The sequence below is a fragment of the Microcoleus sp. F10-B2 genome (assembly GCF_036704965.1).
Classification (GTDB): domain Bacteria; phylum Cyanobacteriota; class Cyanobacteriia; order Cyanobacteriales; family Microcoleaceae; genus Microcoleus.
The window spans coordinates 66,293-86,697 of the sequence record NZ_JAUBTB010000003.1; the positions used below are offsets into that span (position 1 = coordinate 66,293).

The following is a 20,405-nucleotide window of genomic DNA, read 5'->3' on the forward strand; positions in this document are numbered from 1 at the left end:
TTGGGAGTATAAGTGAAGCCGCCCAAGTTATCGAACGCGATCGAACCTTTGGTCGGGCCTGTAACTAAAGCGGCATTGAGCACATCTAAGTCTGCGTCGGTGTCGTTGATTAAGACTCCCGGAAATTGGCTGAGCACTTTGTCGTGCAAAACACTGTAGGTATCGGGATTTACTATTGGCGGACTGTTAGTAACGTTGATATTCACCGTAGCGGGGACAGTAGCAGCGCCGTCGCTAACGCTGTAGGTGAAAGTGTCAGTGCCTACAAAGCCTGGATTGGGAGTATAAGTGAAGCCGCCCAAGTTATCGAACGCGATCGAACCTTTGGTCGGGCCTGTAACTAAAGCGGCATTCAGCGGGTCGTTGTTGGCGTCGGTGTCGTTGCTTAAGACTCCTGGAAATTGGCTGAGCACTTTGTCGTGCAGGACGCTGTAGGGGTCATCGACGGCTACCGGGAAATTATTAACCGAGATGGGGCCGAGAGTAAAAGTGGAACTTGCTTGATCGGTTTCGTCGCCGAAAAATAGGAAGTTTGGCAGGCTGTAGGGATTAAAGGGTAAAGGTGGCTGGCTGGTTGCTGGATTAAATGCCGTGTAGTTCCGCAGCGGCTGATTCGTCAGGTTTGGTATTGCTACGCCACCGGCAAACAAGGTGTAAGTGCTGCCTTGAACGACCAGTTTGTAGTCTGTAGGAGTGTTGATGTCAAAAGGTAAAGGTGCATTTTCCCCGCGAGTAAAAAGAGTTGGGGATGCGCCACCGTTTTGAGCAAAAATGCCTCCGTTAGGGGCAAGGTTGCGGTTGGTGAAACCGAGTTCAATACCAGTTTGAGCGTCGCTGCTAATGGCGATGATGCTGAAACCTGACCGATCGTCACTATTACTGTTTTCAGCCGTAACTGCAACGTTGAAAGAGACGCTATAACCGTTGGTGAGGTTGAGTGCGGGGAAACTTGGGTTAACTAGATTAACTGTTCCTGGTGCGGGATTAGGGGTGTACTGGTAGTTGGTATAGCCCGCATAGCCTGTAGTGTCATTAGCTGCCGTCACGCTAGCAGTATTAATGCCCGTCGTGTTAGGCGAGAAAGCACCAGTAGCTAGGACACCAGAACCAAATGGGGCAGGCAGAGGTATTTGCGCGTAAGCTAATTGGGTGCTACCTGATGCCCCGATGCCGGGAGGCGAACCGGCTGGAAAGTTACTTGTGCCGTCGTAGAGGGTAAGGCCGAACACAAATTGATAAGCGGCCATTGTGGCCTGGTCGATCGCCAACCCAGATGACACGGCTCCCGTTGTATAATCTAGCTGCCAGTCTCCGCCCATAGCGGAACTGCCGATCGGCCCCCTTGAAGCAGCAATTTTTGCCTTGGTTAGCTGACTCAGTTGCTGCACGAAGTTAGCGCCCGCATCCCCCGCCGCTGCTTCGCACCCGTACAGCAAAATCTCTCCACTCTCTGCCAGCGATCGCGACCAGCGCTGCAATTGCTTACCATATTTTTTTAAATTTGTCAAGTTTAGATCGATCGCGCCTAGCTGCAAACTCGCGGGGCGGCCGTGGGAGATGATATGAATGCTTTTGATATTGCTGCGAGTCGCTAGCGCGGCCGTGATTTGTGCTACTCCATCCCGCGCCGCATCGAGGGTAATTACTTCTGTCCCCGCTGCGATGCCGTTGCGGAGAGTTTGGGCATCTGGAAGGGCAGAATCGAGAAAGGCGATCGAACTTACAACTGAATTAATAAAATTTTGCACAATACACCTCTGGTTAGATGACCGTAGGAAAATTAAGATGTAAAGAGCTTAGCAAATTCACACATTAAATGTCATGAATAAAATTAACAATCAAGACTGATATTAACTTTCCGTGAAGCTGCTACAGATTCATCTTGTAGAGGCGCGTTTAGCAAATAATTAATTTCAAAAACCGACAATCCCAGTACAAAAGTTGCCCTTTTAGGGTTCGACGGCCAAAAGTTCTTGTGCTACCAATCCTTTCTGAATAGCGAGAACAGCAGCTTGAGTGCGATCGCGCACTTCTAACTTTTGCAAAATCGCGTGCACGTGAACTCGCACTGTCCCCGGAGCAATGTACAATATTTGAGCAATCTCCTGATTAGTTTTCCCCCCCGCAATTAAAGCTAATATTTCTTGTTCTCGCTTCGTCAGCGGATTCTCCAAAAGTTCCGATTTCAACCCATTTTTAAAAGGTTCGGGATTAGCAAAAACCGCCCGAATTTCCAAAGTCGCAGCCTTATCCCACCACGAAGCGCCCACCGCCACAGATCGAATTGCCAAAACCAAACTTTCCGCCGCGATTCCTTTTAGACAATAGCCCTGGGCACCGGCAGCAATCAATCTTTCAATTAACGATTTTTGGGAATGAGATGTTAAAATTAAAACTGGAATTGCTGGATGTCGCTGTTTAATTTGGCGGCACGCTTCAATACCCCCAATTCCCGGCAAACCGACATCGAGAACTACCACATCGGGTAAGTGTTCCTGAGTCAATTCTACGGCCATTTCTCCATCTTCGGCCTCGGCAATTACTTGTAAGCAACTTTCTTGCTGCAACCGCGTTCGCAGTCCTAACCGAAACAGTTCGTCGTCTTCCACTAGGAGAATTCGCAAGGGATAAGCTGGTTTCATTTCTGTGGGATAGCAGGGAGTCGGAATCCAAATAAAGCACCGTGTGGCAAGTTATTTTCTGCCCAAATTATACCGCCGTGCGCATCAATAATTTGGCGAGATAAGTATAATCCTAATCCCGATCCTTTGGCTTGCCGGTCGCTGTGTCCTTGATAAAAACGCTCGAACAAGTGGGGCAGTTCATCGGCGGTAATTCCCAACCCGCTATCGATAACTTTCACCACCTGATAACTCGCATAAGATTCCATAACAATTTCTACTTTGCCACCGCGAGGAGAATGGTTAATGCCGTTTGTTAGCAAATTAACAAAAACGCGCTGGAGTTGCACAGCATCACCATTTACCCACAAAGACCGGCGGAAATCTGACTCTCCGTAACTCATATTAATGTAAACCCGGCGCGCCGCCGATAAATGGATGAGTGTTGCAATTACTTCTTCTGCCAATGCTACTAAATTTACGGGAGCAAGTTGCAGTTTTAAACCTTCGGCATCGTTGCGGTAAACATCCAGCAGCGTTTCTACTAATTGTAGAGACATTTGGTGCGATCGCGCCATTGTTTCGAGAACTTTTTGCTGACTGGCGGTGACATTCCCAAATTTTGCTGACCCAAAAGCTTTAATTGTTTCAATCGCCCCCAGCATCGGCGTTTTCAAGTCGTGACTCAAAGTAGAGACAAAATCTTCTCGGATGCTTGCCAGCCGCTGCTGCGACTGCAACTCAGCTTTAGCGATCGCGATCGTCTCTTGGTACTGCTGGTTGCGATCGCTCAAATATCCCGTCACCCCTAAAGCCATGACTGCGATCGATCTATTTGCTACAGTTGCTAGGGCGATCGCTTCTCCATGAGGAACAAACAAATTTAACAGCGTCAAAGCTACTGCTACCAGCGTAATCTGTAACTTACCCAACCGACTCAAGCGCGAATTTGCCAGTAAAATCGGCCCTGTGTACAAATACCCAAACAGATACTCCGACGGCGTAGTAAATTCCAGCGCTGCCACGATCGCAAATAAAATTGCGATCGACCACCTCCCCCGCAAATACTTCTCCTGAATTGCCAGGTTTTTTTTTATTGTCAATAAGCTTTTCAACATCCTCAATTAATCCATTTTAAATTTTATATTTACACTCAACTCTCTGCCTTCTATTTTTCTTAAAACTCTCTTGTCTATTGTGGCGCAAAAAAATAGCGTTTAGATAGGATATATATCGGCAAATATAGATCCTGAAAACAAACTAAATATTTGTATATTAGTAAATATATATGATAAATAACATTACTTGTAAACACCAACTTATACCTCTAGAGTGATTATCAAAAATAATAGCCTTAAGTATAGTAATTAGTAAGAGTAAACGACATTTTGTGGCTAGTATAAGTCATATATGAGCTTTGCAGAACCAAAACTAATCCAAGTTACCATCCAATTCAACAGCAGTTATTGCGGCATGGCATTAAATGATATACCATTGCCCAGTAGTAGCCAGTGCTTGGGGTTAGCAAGAAAAGGGCGAGTAATTCTAGCTAGCGAAAACCCGGCGATCTACTACGGAGATTGCATCTTAGCAGTAGCATTGAATTCGGCGATCGCCCCCGAACTATATGTTACCTTGAAGAAAACTCACCCGGTTTTGTGGACTTCTTTTAGAAGCCCTTTCCCAAGTAGTGAAGCGTATTTATCCAACGAGGACTTTTTGGCTCAATTATGCTGCAAGGATTAACTCAAATCGCATTAACGCTAATCATTTTAGTAGCGATATCGCCTTTGTTTGGTAAATACATGGCGCGGGTGTACATGGGAGAAAAAACCATCCTCGACCCCGCCATCAAACCTGTAGAACAACTCATCTATACCGCCGGCAATATCCGTGTGGTTGATTCGATGACAGGTTGGCAGTATGCCCGATCGTTACTCTACAGCAATGCAGCAATGGGCATATTTGTTTTCTTAATTTTCATGCTTCAGGGAGTGCTGCCTTTAAATCCCACCAGCCTAAGTGCCCCAACCTGGGATACTGCGCTGCACACAACTATTTCATTCCTCACAAATACCGACCAACAGCATTACTCCGGCGAGACAACATTCAGTTATCTATCGCAGTTATCCCTGGGATTTTTAATGTTTACCTCAGCCGCTACCGGTTTAGCAGTAGGGATTGCCTTTATTCGGGGATTGACAGGCCGTCCATTGGGCAACTTTTACATCGATTTAATTCAATCAATCACCCGCATTCTGCTGCCCCTTTCTTTAATAATTGCCTTGTTTTTGCTAATTTCAGGAGTGCCGGAAACCCTTGCGGGGCCGGCAGTTGCCCGTACCTTAGAAGGCGGCACGCAAGTAATTGCTCGCGGCCCAGTTGCTCACTTTGAAAGCATCAAACAACTGGGAGAAAATGGCGGCGGATTTTTTGCCATCAACTCGGCTCATCCCTTTGAAAATCCCAACCCTTTTACCAACCTGCTGGAAACACTAGCAATGGTTTCTATACCAGCAGCGATGATTCACACCTACGGCAGATTTGCCAACAACAAAAAGCAGGGATGGCTGATTTTTTGGATGGTATTTGGTATCTACGTTGTCTTGATTGGCATTGCAGCATTTGGCGAGTACGGCGGCAACCCTCAAATTAATAATTTACTGGGTTCGCAGCAGCCAAATTTAGAAGGCAAAGAAGTTAGGTTTGGCTGGGCAGAGACTGCACTGTGGGCGGTGACTACGACTGGCACAATGTGCGGCGCGGTCAACGGGATGCACGATTCCTTAATGCCTCCCGGTGGTTTTGCTACTCTGTTTAATTTGTTTCTGCAAATCGTTTGGGGCGGACAAGGAACGGGAACGGCTTACTTATTTATCTACTCGATTTTGAGCGTATTTCTCACCGGATTGATGGTGGGTAGAACGCCAGAGTTTTTGGGACGAAAAATTGAAAAACGAGAAATTGTTTTAGCCAGCGTTGTTTTGTTAATTCACCCGATCGCAGTTGTAATCCCTGGTGCAATTACCCTCGCCTTTACCGACAGTTTGAGCGGCATCAGCAACCCGGGATTTCACGGCATTTCCCAGGTGATGTACGAATACGCTTCGGCGGCCGCTAACAACGGTTCTGGCTTGGAAGGATTGGCCGACTCTCAACCCGCGCCGACAGGACTTTGGTGGAATTTAAGCACCTGTTTTAGCCTGCTGTTGGGGCGCTACGTTCCAATTATTGCCCTGCTGCTTTTAGCTGACAGCATGACGAACAAACAACTGGTTCCCGAAACAACGGGCACTCTCAGAACAGATTCAGTTTTGTTCACCAGCGTCACCGCAGGAGTAATCATAATTTTGGGCGCGCTGACATTTTTCCCAGTCCTAGCTTTAGGGCCAATTGCCGAAGGATATGAAATTAGCAGCGGCAAATTTGAACCCACACCGATAACTGCACCCACAACACCTTTAGCAACGCCTTCGCCTTTAGCAACGCCTTCGCCTGAAGCGACAACCCCGACACCAAACAGCGGACAGTAGATGTAGATTGCATTAAGTAATGCAGCGACAATAAACTGCTGTTGCTGGCAACAATCCCAAATCCCAAATCCCAAATCCCAAATCCCAAATCTAAAATCTAAAATCTAAAATCTAAAATCGATATGGCTTCTTCCAATACTCCTGATTCCCCAAAAAAGCCTGCTAGAGGCTCTCGCGAGTCTCGCAAGCACACGCCGAAAGCAAATACAAAAGGCCTTTATCAAAGAGCTTTTAAACAAGCTTTTGTCAAGCTAAACCCGCGGGTGATGCTGAAAAATCCGGTGATGTTCGTGGTGTGGGTTGGCACAATTGTGACTGCACTTTTAACGATCGACCCGACGCTGTTCGGCCCGGTTCCCGGCGAAAATCAGAGAGTTTTCAACGGTTTAGTCACGTTTATTTTGTTCTTCACTTTGGTATTTGCTAATTTTGCCGAAGCCATAGCAGAAGGGCGCGGCAAAGCGCAAGCAGATGCGCTGCGATCGACCAAAGCCGACACAACAGCCCGCAAACTCCTACCAGACGGTTCGATTCAAGAAGTTAGTTCGACATCTCTGAGACGCGGCGACCAAATTAAAGTGATCGCAGGCGATGTCATTCCCGCCGACGGCGAAGTGATCGCAGGTGTCGCATCTGTAGACGAATCTGCGATCACCGGGGAATCCGCACCGGTGCTCAAGGAACCGGGTTCGGACATCGCCAGTTCGGTCACTGGCGGTACGCGCATCCTTTCCGACGAACTGACGCTGCGGGTGATGGCAGATCCAGGTAAGGGGTTTTTGGACAGGATGATCGCGCTGGTAGAGGGCGCAGAACGATCGAAAACGCCGAACGAGATCGCGCTGACGGTGCTGCTGGCGGTGCTGACTCTGGTGTTTTTGATTGTGGTTTCGACGATTCCGCCCGTGGGAAATTACGTGAAAACTCCTGTGGGCGTGGTGACGCTGATTTCGCTGCTGGTGGCGCTGATTCCAACAACCATTGGAGGTTTGCTGAGCGCGATCGGCATTGCGGGGATGGATCGCGTCGCTCAGTTTAACGTGATAGCGACCTCTGGACGCGCCGTGGAAGCTTGCGGCGACGTGAATACGCTGATTTTGGACAAAACGGGGACGATCACGCTGGGGAACCGTTTAGCCGAGGAATTCATTCCGGTCAACGGTCATTCACTGCAAGAAGTGGCGCAGGTAGCCCTGGATGCGAGCGTGTTTGACGATACTCCAGAGGGAAAGTCGATCGTCCGTTTGGCCCAGAATTTGGGCGCACAGGTGGATTTCGATCGCACCAACGCCACGGGGCTTGATTTTTCCGCAAAAACGCGGATGTCTGGCACGGATTTGCCCGATGGGACGGAGGTTCGCAAGGGTGCGGTGGATGCGGTGAAAGGTTTTGTGCGATCGCGCGGCGGCAATTTCGGGCCGGATCTCGATGAAGCTTACGAGCGAGTTTCGCGACTTGGAGGCACACCTCTAGGCGTTTGTCAAGGTAACGACACCTACGGCATTATCTATTTAAAAGATGTCATCAAACCGGGAATTCGCGATCGGTTTGACCAACTGCGAAAAATGGGAATTCGTACCATTATGCTCACCGGAGATAACCGAATTACAGCATCAGTAATTGCCGATGAAGCAGGCGTTGACGACTTCATTGCCGAAGCAACTCCCGAGGACAAAATCGACGTAATTCGCAAGCAACAAGCCGAGGGAAAATTAGTCGCAATGACAGGAGACGGAACCAACGACGCACCCGCACTAGCGCAAGCAAACGTAGGACTGGCGATGAATTCGGGAACCCAAGCCGCGAAGGAAGCTGCAAACATGGTGGACTTAGATTCTGACCCTACCAAACTAATTGACTTAGTGACAATTGGCAAACAATTGCTGATTACTCGCGGCGCGCTGACCACATTTTCCCTAGCCAACGATATCGCTAAATATTTTGCAATTATTCCGGCAATGTTTGCCCCGGTTGGCGCTTTGAACGTGATGGGTTTAGCCAGCGGTCAATCGGCAGTTTTGTCAGCATTAGTTTACAATGCTTTGATTATTCCCGCTTTGATTCCACTAGCATTAACTGGTGTAAAGTTTAGACCCTTGACTGCAAATCAACTGTTGCAGCGGAATATTTTAATCTACGGATTGGGTGGAGCAGTCGCGCCGTTTATTGCTATCAAAATTATTGATGTTTTCATTGCCGCCGTTGGGTTAGCATAGATCGGGAAAGCATGACAAGGATTTTGACACGGATACACGGATTAATCTCGTTCCCCGGCAGAGCCGGGGAACGCATATCCAGAGGCTCTGCCTCGATTTTTCCCAAACAATTATCCAATAGAAAGACAGATATTTATTCCCAAAATAAGGAGAATTCATGAAACGGAATGATTTGCTGAATGATATTTTTCCCAGAGACTTCCAAGAAATTATTGAGTTAGCTCAAAGGCTTTGGCAGCGCCACCCAATCCCGGTGCAGCTATTTCTAGTAATGTGTTTCAATGCTATAGTTGCCCCCGCTGTATACGCTGCTGCGGGTGAAGATTTAACCCGAAAAGCTGTCTGGGGTTTAAGTCTCCTAGGTTTGGTGATTATCGCCCTTTCTATTTACTTGTTCGTAGTCATTTTTCAGCCGGAAAGATTTTAGTCAATAATTAACCCTTACCAAATAACCGAGCGAGGTAATTTATGAGAGAAATAATTAGAGCCATTCGCCTTACCCTGGTTTTGTGGGGAATTACAGCCATTATTTACCCTTTAATCTTGTTAGTAATCGGTCAAATTGCCTTCAACTCCCAGGCAAACGGCAGCTTAATTACTAAGCAAGGAGTTGTCGTGGGTTCCTCCTTAATAGGTCAAACCTTCAGCTCGGATAAATATTTTTGGAGCCGCCCCAGCACCACAAATTACAGCAGCTTTGCGACCGAAGATTACGACCCCACAAAGGGAGAAAATTCCAGTCAAAGAACAGGTGTTTCGGGAGCTAGCAACCTTGCTCCCAGCAACTCGGATTTGCTGAAGCGAGGTAATGAAAAAGATGGTTTTCAGGGGGTGCAAGTTGAATTAGACCGCCTCAACAAAGCTGGTATCAAACCGACTGCTGATTTAGTGTACACCTCTGGTTCTAGCCTCGATCCGCACATTAGCGTAGAGGCAGCTCGATCGCAAATTCAGCGGATAGCAACAGTGCGATCGCTCAATCTCAATCAAGTAGAAATGTTGGTAGCTAAAAATACAGAGGGCAGATTTCTTGGCATTTTCGGTGAACCGGGAGTTAACGTCCTCCAACTGAATTTGGCTCTCGACCGTTTACAATAGTTGACAGTCAGTAGTCAGTAGTCAGTAGTCAGCAGTCATTAGTCAGTAGTCATTAGTTATTTGTTACTTGTTATTTGTAGCAACTGACAATCGCTAACTGACAACTGACAACTGACAATCGCCAACTGACAATCGCCAACTGACAACTGCCAACTGACAACTGTCAACTGCCAACTGCCAACTGCCAACTCACTACTCAGCGATGATTCACTCTAGCGAACTTACCAACAATCCAGACGCGGTTTACGCCCAACCAAACCGCACTTACGATCGCACCCCCCGCCGGGGAAAGCACAAAATATTTATCGGCATGGCCCCCGGTGTCGGCAAAACCTTCCGAATGCTGGAAGAAGGACACAGGCTCAAATCTGAAGGCATTGATGTGGTAATTGGACTGTTAGAAACTCACGGGCGGAAAGAGACAGCAGCTAAAGCAGAAGGATTGGAAATAGTACCCAAAAAACAAATGCGACGCGGCGAAAAAATGCTCACCGAAATGGATCTGGATGCTGTCATAGAACGCCGTCCTCAATTAGCATTAATAGACGAACTGGCTCATACAAACATTCCGGGTTCTCTGCGAGAAAAACGATATCAAGATGTCGAACAAATTCTGAATGCTGGAATAGATGTTTTCTCCACCCTCAACATTCAGCACATAGAAAGTCTCAACGATTTAGTAGCTCGAATTACCGGAGTTGTAGTGCGAGAGCGAGTGCCCGATCGCGTCCTCGAAGATGCTGACGAAATAGTCGTTGTCGATGTCACGCCAGAAACTTTAGAAGAAAGGTTGCTAGAAGGCAAAATTTATGCTCCCGAAAAAATTGAACAATCTTTAGAAAACTTTTTCCAGCGCCGTCATTTAATTGCTTTGCGAGAACTTGCCCTGCGAGAAGTAGCAGACAATGTTGAAGACGACGCAGCAACTTTAAAAGGTCAATCTTGCAACATTCACGAACGAGTATTAGTGTGCATCTCGACTTATCCCAATTCCTTGCAACTGCTGCGGCGAGGCGCGAGGATTGCTAGCTACATGAATGCCCCGTTTTATGCTGTGTTTGTCAACGATCCAGACAGATTTTTAACAAAAGCAGAAAGCTTGCACGTTGAAACTTGTGAGAAACTGTGTCAAGAATTTAACGGGCAATTTTTGCGGGTAAACGGTACTAATATAGCCAAAGCGATTTCGGAGGTAGCTAAACAGTATCGCATTACTCAAATTGTGATCGGCGAAAGCCAGCAATCCCGCTGGAAATTGCTGCTGCGGGGTTCTTTGACTCAACAGTTAGTGCGATCGCTCAAACACGTAGATTTGCACATCATCGCTACCGAAAAAAGTGGTCTTTCTAATTAATTATTAGTCCTCAGTCATTAGTCATTAGTCATCAGTCGGACGATCTCCGGTAAATTAACCATAATACTTGTAGGGGCGGGTTTCACCAACAATCTCTAATTCCCACTAACAATCTATATAAACCCGCCCCCACCACTTTTGGAGGATAGCTGAATCTAGCGGACGACGGATGCCCCAGAAGCTTTTATCTGTAAAAATCGCACTTGGTAAACCTGATTAAAAGTGCGATCGCTATGGTGGATGATTACATTCTCAACTTGCTAGTTATTGGCATCCTCCTGCTGACCGTTACCTTGGGTTCCGGATGGATTTCAGGATTGCCTGTATCTTATGCCTTAATTTATCTAATTGTCGGTATCGGATTGGGGCCCTACGGCATCAAGCTGATTGACTTGCGTCCCGAAGCTCAATTTTTAGAAAGACTCACAGAATTTGTAGTTATTGTTTCTCTGTTCAGTTGCGGCTTAAAAATGAATCGCCCGCTACAATTTTGGGCTTGGAATTCTACAGTCCGGCTGATCGGTTTTTTAATGCCAATTTCGATTTTTGCGGTGGCCGCTGTCGCTCATTGGTTGGTGAAATTAGATTGGGGGGCGGCAATTTTATTGGGAGCAATTCTCGCTCCCACCGATCCTGTTTTAGCCTCAGAAGTTCAGTTAGCACATATAGACGATCGCGATGAATTGCGCTTTGGTTTAACCTCGGAAGGCGGTTTGAACGATGCTTTAGCTTTTCCCTTCGTTTATTTCGGCATTTATGCACTAAAAGATCACAACTTGCCAAACTGGTTTTCGCAGTGGGTAGCAATTGACTTGATTTGGGCGATCGCCGCAGGTATCGTTATGGGCATTTTAGTAGCTAAAGCCGTCACCTGGATCGATCGCCAACTCCAACGGTACCGACCCGCCGATCAATTAATGGAAGATTTCATTGCTCTCAGCACAATTCTGCTGACATATTCCCTCACCGAAGTAGTCAACGGCTACGGATTTCTCGCAGTTTTTGTAGCAGGAATTGTGATGCAGCGGAGTTACCGCAACCCAGAAAAACCGCTTTCCCAACTCCATTTTACCGAGCGCATTGAAAAGTTAATGGAAATAGCAACTATTTTACTATTAGGTTCGCTTTTGCGCTTAGAGCCTATGTTAGCCTATGGAGGATACTCCCTCTTGGTAGCTGGATTGTTAATTTTTTTAATCCGGCCTGTGGGAGCTTGGATCAGTACGATAGGCAGTCCTTTGCATCCCGCCAGCCGCTGGCTGTGCGGTTGGTTTGGCATTCGCGGTGTCGGTTCTATCTATTATCTTACCTATGCTTTCGGTAACGGTTTGGAAGGGGAAATAGCTGAAAGAATTGCCTGGATTACCTTTACAACCATCGTGATATCTGTGATTTTGCACGGCATTACTTCAACCCCATTAATGAACTGGTACGATCGCAGAATCAAACCTAAAGTACCGGATTTAATTTAATTCAGTAAGGTGCGTGACTTTAATAGTCATGGACGCAACTGTCACACAACAATCGACTTGTAGGGTGCGTCAGGCGAAGTTCTCTAGGGAGCATCTCAATGAAAGCAGCCAAGCTAGAACTCTCAGTTTTGAGGCAGAACGGCCGGAGGCTGCGAGGCAGGAGGAAAGAGGAAGAAGGAAGGAGCTAGGAGAAGTGTTTTTACAAATATGAGATGCTCCCGTTCTCTAACGGCGATCGGGAATTTCGGGAGCTGACGCACCTTACTAGACTTCTTGCAAAAGTCCTTTCGATCAAATTTTCGGACGGGCTCTCCGGCCCATCCCACAAGAGAAAAAACTTTTTTTGGGACGGGCCGGAGAGCCCGTCCCAGCTATTTTTGCAAGAGGTCTACTGTATAATCTAAAATCGACTTGTAGGGTGCGTCAGGCGAAGTTCTCTAACGACATCGAAAGAAAAGAAGATGATAATTTTTTGGATAACTCTAATATAAACGTTCGCCGAATTAAACATGGATCGATTTCAATTTCAGCTAGCAATGCTGCAAAAAGGAGCAGAGGAACTAGAGAAAAAAATAGCTAACTTCACAACAATTATGATGCAATTAAAAACTGCTGCAATTACTATTTGGGTAGCGTTGATTGGTTGGGTTTTTACAAGCAAAGTAGATGCGTTAGTTCCTCTAGGATACGTTATAATTTTTGGTTTCTGGTTTTTAGAAGCTACTTACTGGAAGGTGCAATTGTATTACATACAAAGAGCCAATGCAGTTACCCAATTCTTGAATAATGAAAACGCATTAGATGAAAGTTTTAATACTCGCTCAATTCCAGAAGGTCTTGTTCACCCGCTCGGTTTATTAAAAACAATTAAAATGCCTTCTTTATGGAGAGCTATATGCGCTCCATCAATCTATATTTTTTATACCTTTTTGTTTGTTGTTAATTCGATCGTTTGGTTAATAACTCTTAAAACAGCACTCTAACTGGGTAAGATCCCAATGTACGAGTGACCGGACAATATCTGCCATCCCAACTAACTAAAAGTGTAAATTGGAGGTTCAATTTGCTTGCTACTCCAAAAAACGGTTGCTTTCTGTATCGTTTGGGTTAAGAGTTCGCCTGTTCTCTCCTCAATACTCTGTTGGTTATTTTAAAATAACCAGAACTGTTCGCGATCGACTACTACTACGACAGCAACCTCTTATATTCAGGACTTAGGCAACTGGCATACTCAAATCAGGCTGTAGGGTGCGTCCGGTGAATTTATAGAACGATTATTGAGGGTTTAAAAATCTGACGCACCTTACTAATTGTGACTATTTCCAATTTTCAAAGGACACGACAATGCAGTCCTTACCCGCAGCTAAAAAGGTTTCACCCCAACTAATAAAGCTAGTTCCCGCCACTTCCAATAACAGTCTGCATCGGTAAAACCAATTTCTCTAAACCAGCGCAGTTGCGTTTCCACATCCAGCAATTGATTAGACGGATCGTCTGGATCGTTGCTAATACCGATCGCCTCTCGAAATTTCTGATGCAAAGCCGGAGTTGCCGACGCTACGTGTTCCAAGTTGCAAAAGATGCCTCCGGGCTCCAAAAGCTCGAAAATCTCGGCGTAAAGCGAACGTTTGCGATCGTCTGCTACATGATGAATCGCAAAACTAGAAACAACCGCATCAAACTTGCCCAAATCCGGTAGCGCTTCGTCAAAATTGTGCTCGATTACCGTGACATTTTGGTCATCGGCAAAGCGAATTCTGGCTTTTTCCAGCATTGTCGGCGAAAAGTCGATCGCCACAAATTCAACATTGGGTCGATCGCACTTAAGCAGACCCAGCAACCGCCCGTCTCCCGTGCCCACATCCAGAATTCGCTTAACATTTTTCGGCACTTCCTCCAACAAAACCGCTTCACCTTCAGTGCGGTGAGGAATGCCATCAGCTTTAGCAAGATACCACAAAGCGTGTTCCGCCGAAGTCCAAAGATTCACTTGACTCATAAATTTTCAACTCTCATAAACCTCGCCATTTTTGCGAGTAAAAATCCAACTATTCCCGTTAGCTTTCGCAATTAGATCGTCATCGGGATATTCGGCACTATCTCCCGGAGTGCGATCGCCAATTTCCAGATAAACAACATCTGAATTCGTGCGGTTGACTAAATGATGCCCATCTGAATCCCCAGCCGGAAAACCCGCCGCCATACCCGGTTTCAGCACTTCCTCTCCGGAATTTGCAATCAAAGTAACTTCCCCTTCCAGAACATAGATTAACTCATCTTGACGGGTATGCCAGTGCCTGAGAGCAGAACAACTTCCCGGTGCAAGCCTCACCAAATTTACCCCAAAATTATGCAATCCGGCAGCATCGCCCAAGCGTTTTTTAACTCTTCCGGCAACAGCAGATTGGAATTGCTGAGGGTACTTGGAACCCGTAATTTCCGGCACATTTTTAGGATCGACAATCATATAACAGTCATGGTAGCAGTTGTGAATTCTCTCTTCATTCTCTTCCTTCGCGTCATACGCGACGAAAGCGGTTCGTTTTAAATTTGTGCTTTCATGGCTGCAAAACACAGTTTTATTTTAGCTAATTACAATGTTATAGCGGCTGCCACCTCCCCGTCACTTTGGCATCCCACCTCCGACAGTTCCCGCAACTCATTAAGAATGTGTTATAAATATTGAGATTCATTAAGAAATATTTCTCAAATGCTCATTTCCCCGTCCGGCGTCAGCAAACTCAAAGAATCTTTAAAAGAAAAAGTATTCTTTGGGAATGAGCCAACCCCCGAACTCATAGCCATCTTACTGATTTACTTCGTCCAAGGCATTCTCGGACTAGCCCGCTTAGCCGTCAGCTTTTTTCTCAAAGACGAACTAGGTATGAGTCCGGCAGAAGTCTCGGCAATGCTGGGCATCGTCGCCCTGCCTTGGACGATAAAACCATTGTTCGGCTTCATGTCCGACGGGTTGCCGATATTCGGCTACCGCAGGCGCCCTTACATCGTTCTCTCCGGGCTGCTGGGAACGTCAGCATGGGTTAGCCTCGCAACAATTGTACACACGCCGCTTGCAGCTACAGGCGCGATCGCCCTGAGTTCCCTCTCCGCCGCCGTCAGCGACGTAATCGCCGACTCCCTGGTAGTCGAAAGGGCCAGAAAAGAATCCGTTACCGACGCCGGTTCCCTGCAATCCTTGTCTTGGGGCGCTACAGCCCTCGGCGGATTAATTACCGCCTACCTCAGCGGTTCCCTGCTGGAACACTTCAGCATCCAGACTATCTTTTTAATCTGCGCATCTTTCCCGCTAATTGTATCAGCAACAGCTTGGTTAATTGCCGAAGAAAAAACCATTAAAAGAACCGGCTTTGAAACCGTCAAAGACCAACTAAAACAACTGCGACAAGCTGTTACCCAAAAAACAATTTGGCTGCCCACCGCCTTTCTCTTCCTCTTGCAAGCCACCCCAAGCTCAGACGCCGCCTTCTTCTTTTTCACCACCAACGAATTAGGCTTTCCACCAGAATTTCTCGGCCGAGTGCGCCTCGTTACCAGCATTGCCGCCCTCGCCGGCGTCTGGCTGTTTCAACGCTTCCTCAAAACAGTGCCATTTCGAGTAATTTTTGGATGGTCAACAGTCATTGCGACTGCTTTGGGCATGACTACTTTATTATTAGTAACTCATGCGAACCGAGCTTTAGGAATTGACGATCGATGGTTCAGCATCGGAGACAGCCTGATCCTGACAGTAATCGGACAAATTGCTTATATGCCGCTGCTGGTACTCTCCGCCCGTTTGTGTCCCCCAGGCGTCGAAGCAACTTTATTTGCGCTGCTGATGTCAATCACAAATTTAGCAGGAATTTTGTCCAACGAAGGCGGTGCAGTTTTGACCCACTTCCTAGGAATTACCGATCGCAATTTCGATAACCTCTGGCTGCTAATCATCATCACAAACCTGTCCACACTTCTGCCCCTACTGTTCTTAAATTGGCTGCCAGCCGATAGTACAGAAAGCGGCGATCCAAACTATCAAAATTATCTCCCCGTATTAGAACCAGAACTGGGCAGTTCCAAACCATGCGGACAGCATTTTATGCCCGAATACTTTCCCGACTTAGTACCCACAGTAAGGCCACAAAGCCGCACTGTAGAGAGCCAATAAAAGCAGGCATAAACGGATTTTGACACGGATACACGGATGAATTTAACTGTGTTTCCCAATTCTGGGACTTTCCTTCTCTCTGCGCCCTCTGTGTTCTCTGCGGTTAAATCAATAAAAGCTTATTAAACCCATGCAAACCTTAAAGATTTCCCAACCTCAAACAGCAGCCAAAAAATCATCATACGATCGCACAGACTGGCAGCGCGGCTACGAATCCCAACCCAACGAATCCGACTACTGGATTGACGACATAGAAGGCGAAATCCCCTCCGGCTTGCAAGGCACATTCTTTCGCAACGGGCCCGGATTGTTGGATGTCAACGGCCAGCGCATCCACCACCCGTTTGACGGCGACGGGATGGTTTGTGCGATCGCAATATCCGAAGGCCGCGCCCATTTCCGCAACCGATTCGTCCGCACAGAAGGCTATATCGCCGAACAAGAAGCCGGCAAAATCCTCCACCGAGGCGTTTTCGGCACACAAAAGCCAGGGGGTTGGCTAGCCAACATCTTTGATGTCAAAATCAAAAACATTGCCAACACCAACATCATTTATTGGGGCGACAAACTGCTAGCACTTTGGGAAGCAGCAGAACCCTACAGACTCGACCCCCGTACCCTAGAAACACTCGGCTTAGATACCCTAGACGGCATCTTGGAACCCGGTGAAGCCTTCGCCGCCCACCCCAGAATTGAAAAAGGGAAAAATGGCAAAGGAGACAGATTAATCAACTTTTCCGTCAAGCCCGGTTTGTCGAGTACCATCACGATTTACGAACTCGACGAAAGCGGCAAACTTTTGCAGCGTCACGCCCATACAATACCGGGTTTTGCCTTCCTGCACGACATGGTAATTACCCCGAATTACTGCATATTCTTCCAAAATCCGGTCAGCTTCAATCCGCTGCTTTTCGTGTTAGGATTGCGGAGTGCAGCGCAGTGCATTCAATTTTCGCCAAACAAGCCAACGCAAGCAATTTTAATTCCCCGCAACGGCACTGACGAGGTAAAGATATTAGAAACGGAACCTTGTTTTGTCTTCCACCACTGCAACGCCTGGGAAGAAGGAGGCGAAGTTTTTGTAGATTCAGTTTGCTACGAATCATTTCCAAGTGTAGAGGCGGATGCCGATTTTCGCGAGGTTGATTTTGAGAGCGTTCCAGCGGGCGAATTGTGGCGGTTTAAGTTAAATTTGCAAGAGGAAACCGTGCAGCATCAAGTTGTTGAAACTAGGTGCTGCGAGTTTCCAACTTTGCATCCGAATAATGTCGGACAACCTTACCGATATCTTTACATCGGTGCTGCTGATGCTCCCACGGGAAATGCTCCTTTGCAAGCTATCCTCAAAATTGATTTCGTGACTGGTGAAAGGCAAATTTGGAGTGCCGCACCGCGCGGTTTTGCGGGAGAACCAGTGTTTGTTCCCCGTCCCGATGCTGTTGCGGAGGATGACGGCTGGCTGCTGCTTTTAATGTATGATGCAGCTAATCATCGATCGATCTTAGTGATTTTAGATGCTCGCGATATTACCAAAGGCCCTGTAGCGCGCTTGCATTTAAAACAGCACATTCCCTACGGCTTGCACGGCAGTTTCACACCAAATGTACTGCTTCCTATCGGTTCGTAGTTGCGCGTTGATTCGCCTGGTTCTTGCGTCGATGATCGCCACAGCCCGCCGGGGGTTGAAAACCCCGGCTCACAGCGAAAGTCCTCTAAAAGAGGACTAAAACCAACATTTATTATCGATCGAGTTTCTTTAGTCGGTTTTAACCGACTTTAGCTATGAGACAGGGGTTTTAACCCCTGACGGACTGACGGACTGGCGGACTGGCAGACTGCGGGAAATACTAACAACAAATCAAACGATAAAATATCCATAATAAATGCAAACTGTCAACAAAAAATCTCTCAAAAAAATACTTATTTTAATTAGCAGTATCGTCGTATTTTTTACAATTATCTTATCTATTTACTCTCACAATGCTAACGCCCAAGAGCCTTACAACCCATCTCCAGAAAGCACTGTAGCGTCCAAAGGCTTGGTCGAGGTCAAAATGACGTTAATTGCCGTCGATCCCATTAAAAACGAATTAGAAACCCGCTTGCAGTTTGAACTCAAAGGTATCTATAAAAAAGGGCCAACTTACCCGGCTCAAGACTTGTTAATGACAGTTAACGGCGCAAATGTCCAGGATTCGGAAATTACCTTTAAAGAAGGCAAACCGATGATTGTCCCTGCATTGAAGTTTAACTTAGTCAAAGGAAAAATTAACAATTACCCCTTTGACAGGCACATTGCTAAAGTAGCTATTTCGCTCGACCCGCTGCCTTCGATTGGTAAAAAATTTGCTCCATTTGAACTGAATCCCGTGCCGCTGGAATTTAAGTTTAATGCCGATGTTCCCGGTTTCGACATCAGTTACAAGCCGATGGAAGAGAATTCATCTATCTTTATTTATATCGATGTTTCTGCAACTCGCTCAATCCCCGTGAAATTCTTTGCGTTAGTGATTATTGTCATCATGTGGGTGCTGTCAATTATGGCGCTTTTGCTAGCCTTAAAAGTCATGAAATCCGGCAAGGTACCGGAAGTGGGAATGCTGAGTTGGACTGCCGTGATGCTGTTTGCTTTTCCCGCTATTCGCAACGCTCAACCGGGGGTGCCACCGGTGGGAACTGCCAGCGATTTCCTTTCGTTTTTTTGGACGGAAATTATTGTTGTGGTGGCGTTGGTGATTATTGGTAGCTGTTGGTTGAAGCGGTATCATCCGCCAATTGAATGATTTTAGATTTTAGATTTTAGATTTTAGATTTGAATAATTTAGCCCAGTGATAAATCAGGGGGCTTGTAGCTTGGATACTTTCAATTAACAGTCAACAGTCAACAGTCAACAGCCAACCGTTAACAATTAACTAAATTCAAAGATTCACTTTTTGACTTCCAAATTTTCAATATCTTTCGTCGGTACTCCCAAACCTCGCAAAATAGTAAAAGCCATAATTCGATACCCAGACGGATTGGGGTGAACTCCATCTGCTGCCAACAAATTCAGAGTCTTGCCCGCGTGCTTTTGATACGTGCCGATAACTTCCCGAAAAGGTGCATTCAAATCAATAAACAAGCACTGATTCTGCAACGCAATTTCTCGCATCGCGGCAATATACTCTTGCAACCTGCGATTTTCTGGGCCGTCGAGAATTTCGCCTATCGGAGTAGGAGAAAGCAGTACAACTCGAATTCCTGCAGCTTTTGCCGCCAGTACCATTTGAGTTATTTTCTCCCGATATTGTGCCAGCGGCACTCCGGTGGGCAAGTTGCCTTGCGGATAAAACTGAATGTTTTGGAAGTCAAAGAAAGCGTGCCAAACATCGTTGACTCCGACATTAATCATCACTAAATCTGGCTTGTGGTCGATCGCATCTTTCTGGAAGCGCGCTTGCATATCAGTCGCCTTGTTACCGGAGATTCCGGCGTTGACGATTTCGATTTTGCCGGGATAAAGAGCACTCAGATAGCGTTGCAGCAGCCAAACATAACCTCCGGGGTATTTTCCTGCCTCGGTGATGCTGTCGCCCACTATCACAATTTTGCGCTTGCCGGCGAGTACGTTTTGGATTTCTGGTGGCGGCGTTGCTTCGGATATGGATTCTTTAAACACGGGAATTAAGGAGTGAGGGATGTTGAAGGCAATAATAGCAGCAATTACGGCGAGGGCAAGTCTGATTAACACTTGCCGCTTCGGGAGTTTGGGACGGGGCGATGGCGCATTGGGAGACATAAGGAAGAATGAAAAAGAGCCTATTTGATGCGCGTCCTCACTTTAATCCTAGATTTTAGCCTGAGTCTTCTGAGAGTGAGCCATCAATTTTGCTATCGTTGCAAACAATCCTGGACTTGGGCGTGAGACGTTCGGCGATATCGGTCAATTTGCGATCGGTCGAACGC

General features: G+C 46.7%; 18 protein-coding genes. 12 read left to right on the forward strand and 6 right to left on the reverse strand.

Translation table 11 applies throughout. From position 1 onward, the window contains the following. The 3 genes from QUA99_RS01935 to QUA99_RS01945 form a co-directional block, all read right to left on the reverse strand. A partial coding sequence (locus QUA99_RS01935; protein WP_333411359.1) for a DUF4347 domain-containing protein occupies positions 1-1,748 on the reverse strand: 1,748 nt, incomplete at its 3' end. A gap of 201 nt (positions 1,749-1,949) precedes the next feature. Then, a complete protein-coding gene (locus QUA99_RS01940) occupies positions 1,950-2,642 on the reverse strand; it encodes a response regulator transcription factor (protein WP_333236372.1) in 693 nt (230 codons plus the stop codon). Further along, positions 2,639-3,739, reverse strand: a complete 1,101-nt coding sequence (locus QUA99_RS01945) for a HAMP domain-containing sensor histidine kinase (protein WP_333236369.1) — start codon at positions 3,737-3,739, stop codon at positions 2,639-2,641. The genes QUA99_RS01940 and QUA99_RS01945 overlap by 4 nt, the downstream gene beginning before the upstream one ends. 292 nt (positions 3,740-4,031) lie before the next feature. Here QUA99_RS01945 and QUA99_RS01950 point away from each other — a divergent pair, with 292 nt between their 5' ends. The 9 genes from QUA99_RS01950 (at position 4,032) to QUA99_RS01990 (ending at position 13,277) form a co-directional block, all read left to right on the forward strand. Continuing rightward, positions 4,032-4,367, forward strand: a complete 336-nt coding sequence (locus QUA99_RS01950) for a TrkA C-terminal domain-containing protein (protein WP_333236368.1) — start codon at positions 4,032-4,034, stop codon at positions 4,365-4,367. Then, a complete protein-coding gene (gene kdpA / locus QUA99_RS01955) occupies positions 4,352-6,154 on the forward strand; it encodes a potassium-transporting ATPase subunit KdpA (RefSeq protein ID WP_333236365.1) in 1,803 nt (600 codons plus the stop codon). Before QUA99_RS01950 ends, kdpA begins: the two co-directional genes overlap by 16 nt. 122 nt (positions 6,155-6,276) lie before the next feature. Then, complete coding sequence (kdpB, locus tag QUA99_RS01960; RefSeq protein ID WP_333236363.1) at positions 6,277-8,370, forward strand: potassium-transporting ATPase subunit KdpB; 2,094 nt, start codon at positions 6,277-6,279, stop codon at positions 8,368-8,370. Between the two features lie 157 nt (positions 8,371-8,527). After that, complete coding sequence (kdpF, locus tag QUA99_RS01965; RefSeq protein WP_333057215.1) at positions 8,528-8,797, forward strand: K(+)-transporting ATPase subunit F; 270 nt, start codon at positions 8,528-8,530, stop codon at positions 8,795-8,797. A 41-nt stretch (positions 8,798-8,838) separates the two neighbouring features. Continuing rightward, on the forward strand, positions 8,839-9,468 hold the full coding sequence (kdpC, locus tag QUA99_RS01970) for a K(+)-transporting ATPase subunit C (RefSeq protein ID WP_333236361.1): 630 nt from the start codon (positions 8,839-8,841) through the stop codon (positions 9,466-9,468). 202 nt (positions 9,469-9,670) lie between these two features. After that, entirely contained in the window at positions 9,671-10,822 is a 1,152-nt protein-coding gene (locus QUA99_RS01975; protein ID WP_333236359.1) for a universal stress protein, read from the forward strand. 203 nt (positions 10,823-11,025) lie between these two features. After that, entirely contained in the window at positions 11,026-12,294 is a 1,269-nt protein-coding gene (locus tag QUA99_RS01980) for a sodium:proton antiporter (RefSeq protein WP_333236357.1), read from the forward strand. Between the two features lie 28 nt (positions 12,295-12,322). Then, positions 12,323-12,505, forward strand: coding sequence for a hypothetical protein (locus QUA99_RS01985; protein ID WP_333236354.1), 183 nt, complete (start codon positions 12,323-12,325; stop codon positions 12,503-12,505). Positions 12,506-12,803: 298 nt separating this feature from the next. Continuing rightward, the gene (locus QUA99_RS01990; RefSeq protein ID WP_333236352.1) at positions 12,804-13,277 is read left to right on the forward strand and encodes a hypothetical protein; all 474 of its coding nucleotides are present in this window, start codon (positions 12,804-12,806) and stop codon (positions 13,275-13,277) included. Positions 13,278-13,657: 380 nt separating this feature from the next. Here the strand turns inward: QUA99_RS01990 and QUA99_RS01995 are convergent, their stop codons facing one another. Next, positions 13,658-14,293: a class I SAM-dependent methyltransferase gene (locus QUA99_RS01995; protein ID WP_333236351.1), complete on the reverse strand. Its 636-nt coding sequence runs from the start codon at positions 14,291-14,293 to the stop codon at positions 13,658-13,660. A 6-nt stretch (positions 14,294-14,299) separates the two neighbouring features. After that, a complete protein-coding gene (locus tag QUA99_RS02000) occupies positions 14,300-14,761 on the reverse strand; it encodes a cupin domain-containing protein (RefSeq protein WP_333236349.1) in 462 nt (153 codons plus the stop codon). Between the two features lie 243 nt (positions 14,762-15,004). Between QUA99_RS02000 and QUA99_RS02005 the strand changes: the two genes are divergently transcribed. From QUA99_RS02005 to QUA99_RS02015, 3 genes are all read left to right on the forward strand, one after another. Beyond that, positions 15,005-16,459 (forward strand): folate/biopterin family MFS transporter, encoded by a 1,455-nt coding sequence (locus tag QUA99_RS02005; protein ID WP_333236347.1) that lies wholly within the window; start codon positions 15,005-15,007, stop codon positions 16,457-16,459. 130 nt (positions 16,460-16,589) lie between these two features. Then, a complete protein-coding gene (locus QUA99_RS02010; RefSeq protein ID WP_333236345.1) occupies positions 16,590-18,086 on the forward strand; it encodes a carotenoid oxygenase family protein in 1,497 nt (498 codons plus the stop codon). 256 nt (positions 18,087-18,342) lie between these two features. Continuing rightward, positions 18,343-19,242: a DUF4436 family protein gene (locus QUA99_RS02015; protein ID WP_333236343.1), complete on the forward strand. Its 900-nt coding sequence runs from the start codon at positions 18,343-18,345 to the stop codon at positions 19,240-19,242. Between the two features lie 144 nt (positions 19,243-19,386). Here the strand turns inward: QUA99_RS02015 and QUA99_RS02020 are convergent, their stop codons facing one another. Then, on the reverse strand, positions 19,387-20,190 hold the full coding sequence (locus QUA99_RS02020) for an SGNH/GDSL hydrolase family protein (RefSeq protein ID WP_333460291.1): 804 nt from the start codon (positions 20,188-20,190) through the stop codon (positions 19,387-19,389). Positions 20,191-20,405: the final 215 nt, after the last annotated feature.

Excerpts from the sequence above, each read along its gene's own strand:
- QUA99_RS01940 (WP_333236372.1), bottom strand. The coding sequence starts at position 2,642 with ATGAAACCAGCTTATCCCTTGCGAATTCTCCTAGTGGAAGACGACGAA.
- QUA99_RS01945 (WP_333236369.1), bottom strand. The coding sequence starts at position 3,739 with ATGTTGAAAAGCTTATTGACAATAAAAAAAAACCTGGCAATTCAGGAG.
- QUA99_RS01950 (WP_333236368.1), top strand. The coding sequence starts at position 4,032 with ATGAGCTTTGCAGAACCAAAACTAATCCAAGTTACCATCCAATTCAAC.
- kdpA (WP_333236365.1), top strand. The coding sequence starts at position 4,352 with ATGCTGCAAGGATTAACTCAAATCGCATTAACGCTAATCATTTTAGTA.
- kdpB (WP_333236363.1), top strand. The coding sequence starts at position 6,277 with ATGGCTTCTTCCAATACTCCTGATTCCCCAAAAAAGCCTGCTAGAGGC.
- kdpF (WP_333057215.1), top strand. The coding sequence starts at position 8,528 with ATGAAACGGAATGATTTGCTGAATGATATTTTTCCCAGAGACTTCCAA.
- kdpC (WP_333236361.1), top strand. The coding sequence starts at position 8,839 with ATGAGAGAAATAATTAGAGCCATTCGCCTTACCCTGGTTTTGTGGGGA.
- QUA99_RS01975 (WP_333236359.1), top strand. The coding sequence starts at position 9,671 with ATGATTCACTCTAGCGAACTTACCAACAATCCAGACGCGGTTTACGCC.
- QUA99_RS01985 (WP_333236354.1), top strand. The coding sequence starts at position 12,323 with ATGGACGCAACTGTCACACAACAATCGACTTGTAGGGTGCGTCAGGCG.
- QUA99_RS01990 (WP_333236352.1), top strand. The coding sequence starts at position 12,804 with ATGGATCGATTTCAATTTCAGCTAGCAATGCTGCAAAAAGGAGCAGAG.
- QUA99_RS01995 (WP_333236351.1), bottom strand. The coding sequence starts at position 14,293 with ATGAGTCAAGTGAATCTTTGGACTTCGGCGGAACACGCTTTGTGGTAT.
- QUA99_RS02000 (WP_333236349.1), bottom strand. The coding sequence starts at position 14,761 with ATGATTGTCGATCCTAAAAATGTGCCGGAAATTACGGGTTCCAAGTAC.
- QUA99_RS02005 (WP_333236347.1), top strand. The coding sequence starts at position 15,005 with ATGCTCATTTCCCCGTCCGGCGTCAGCAAACTCAAAGAATCTTTAAAA.
- QUA99_RS02010 (WP_333236345.1), top strand. The coding sequence starts at position 16,590 with ATGCAAACCTTAAAGATTTCCCAACCTCAAACAGCAGCCAAAAAATCA.
- QUA99_RS02015 (WP_333236343.1), top strand. The coding sequence starts at position 18,343 with ATGCAAACTGTCAACAAAAAATCTCTCAAAAAAATACTTATTTTAATT.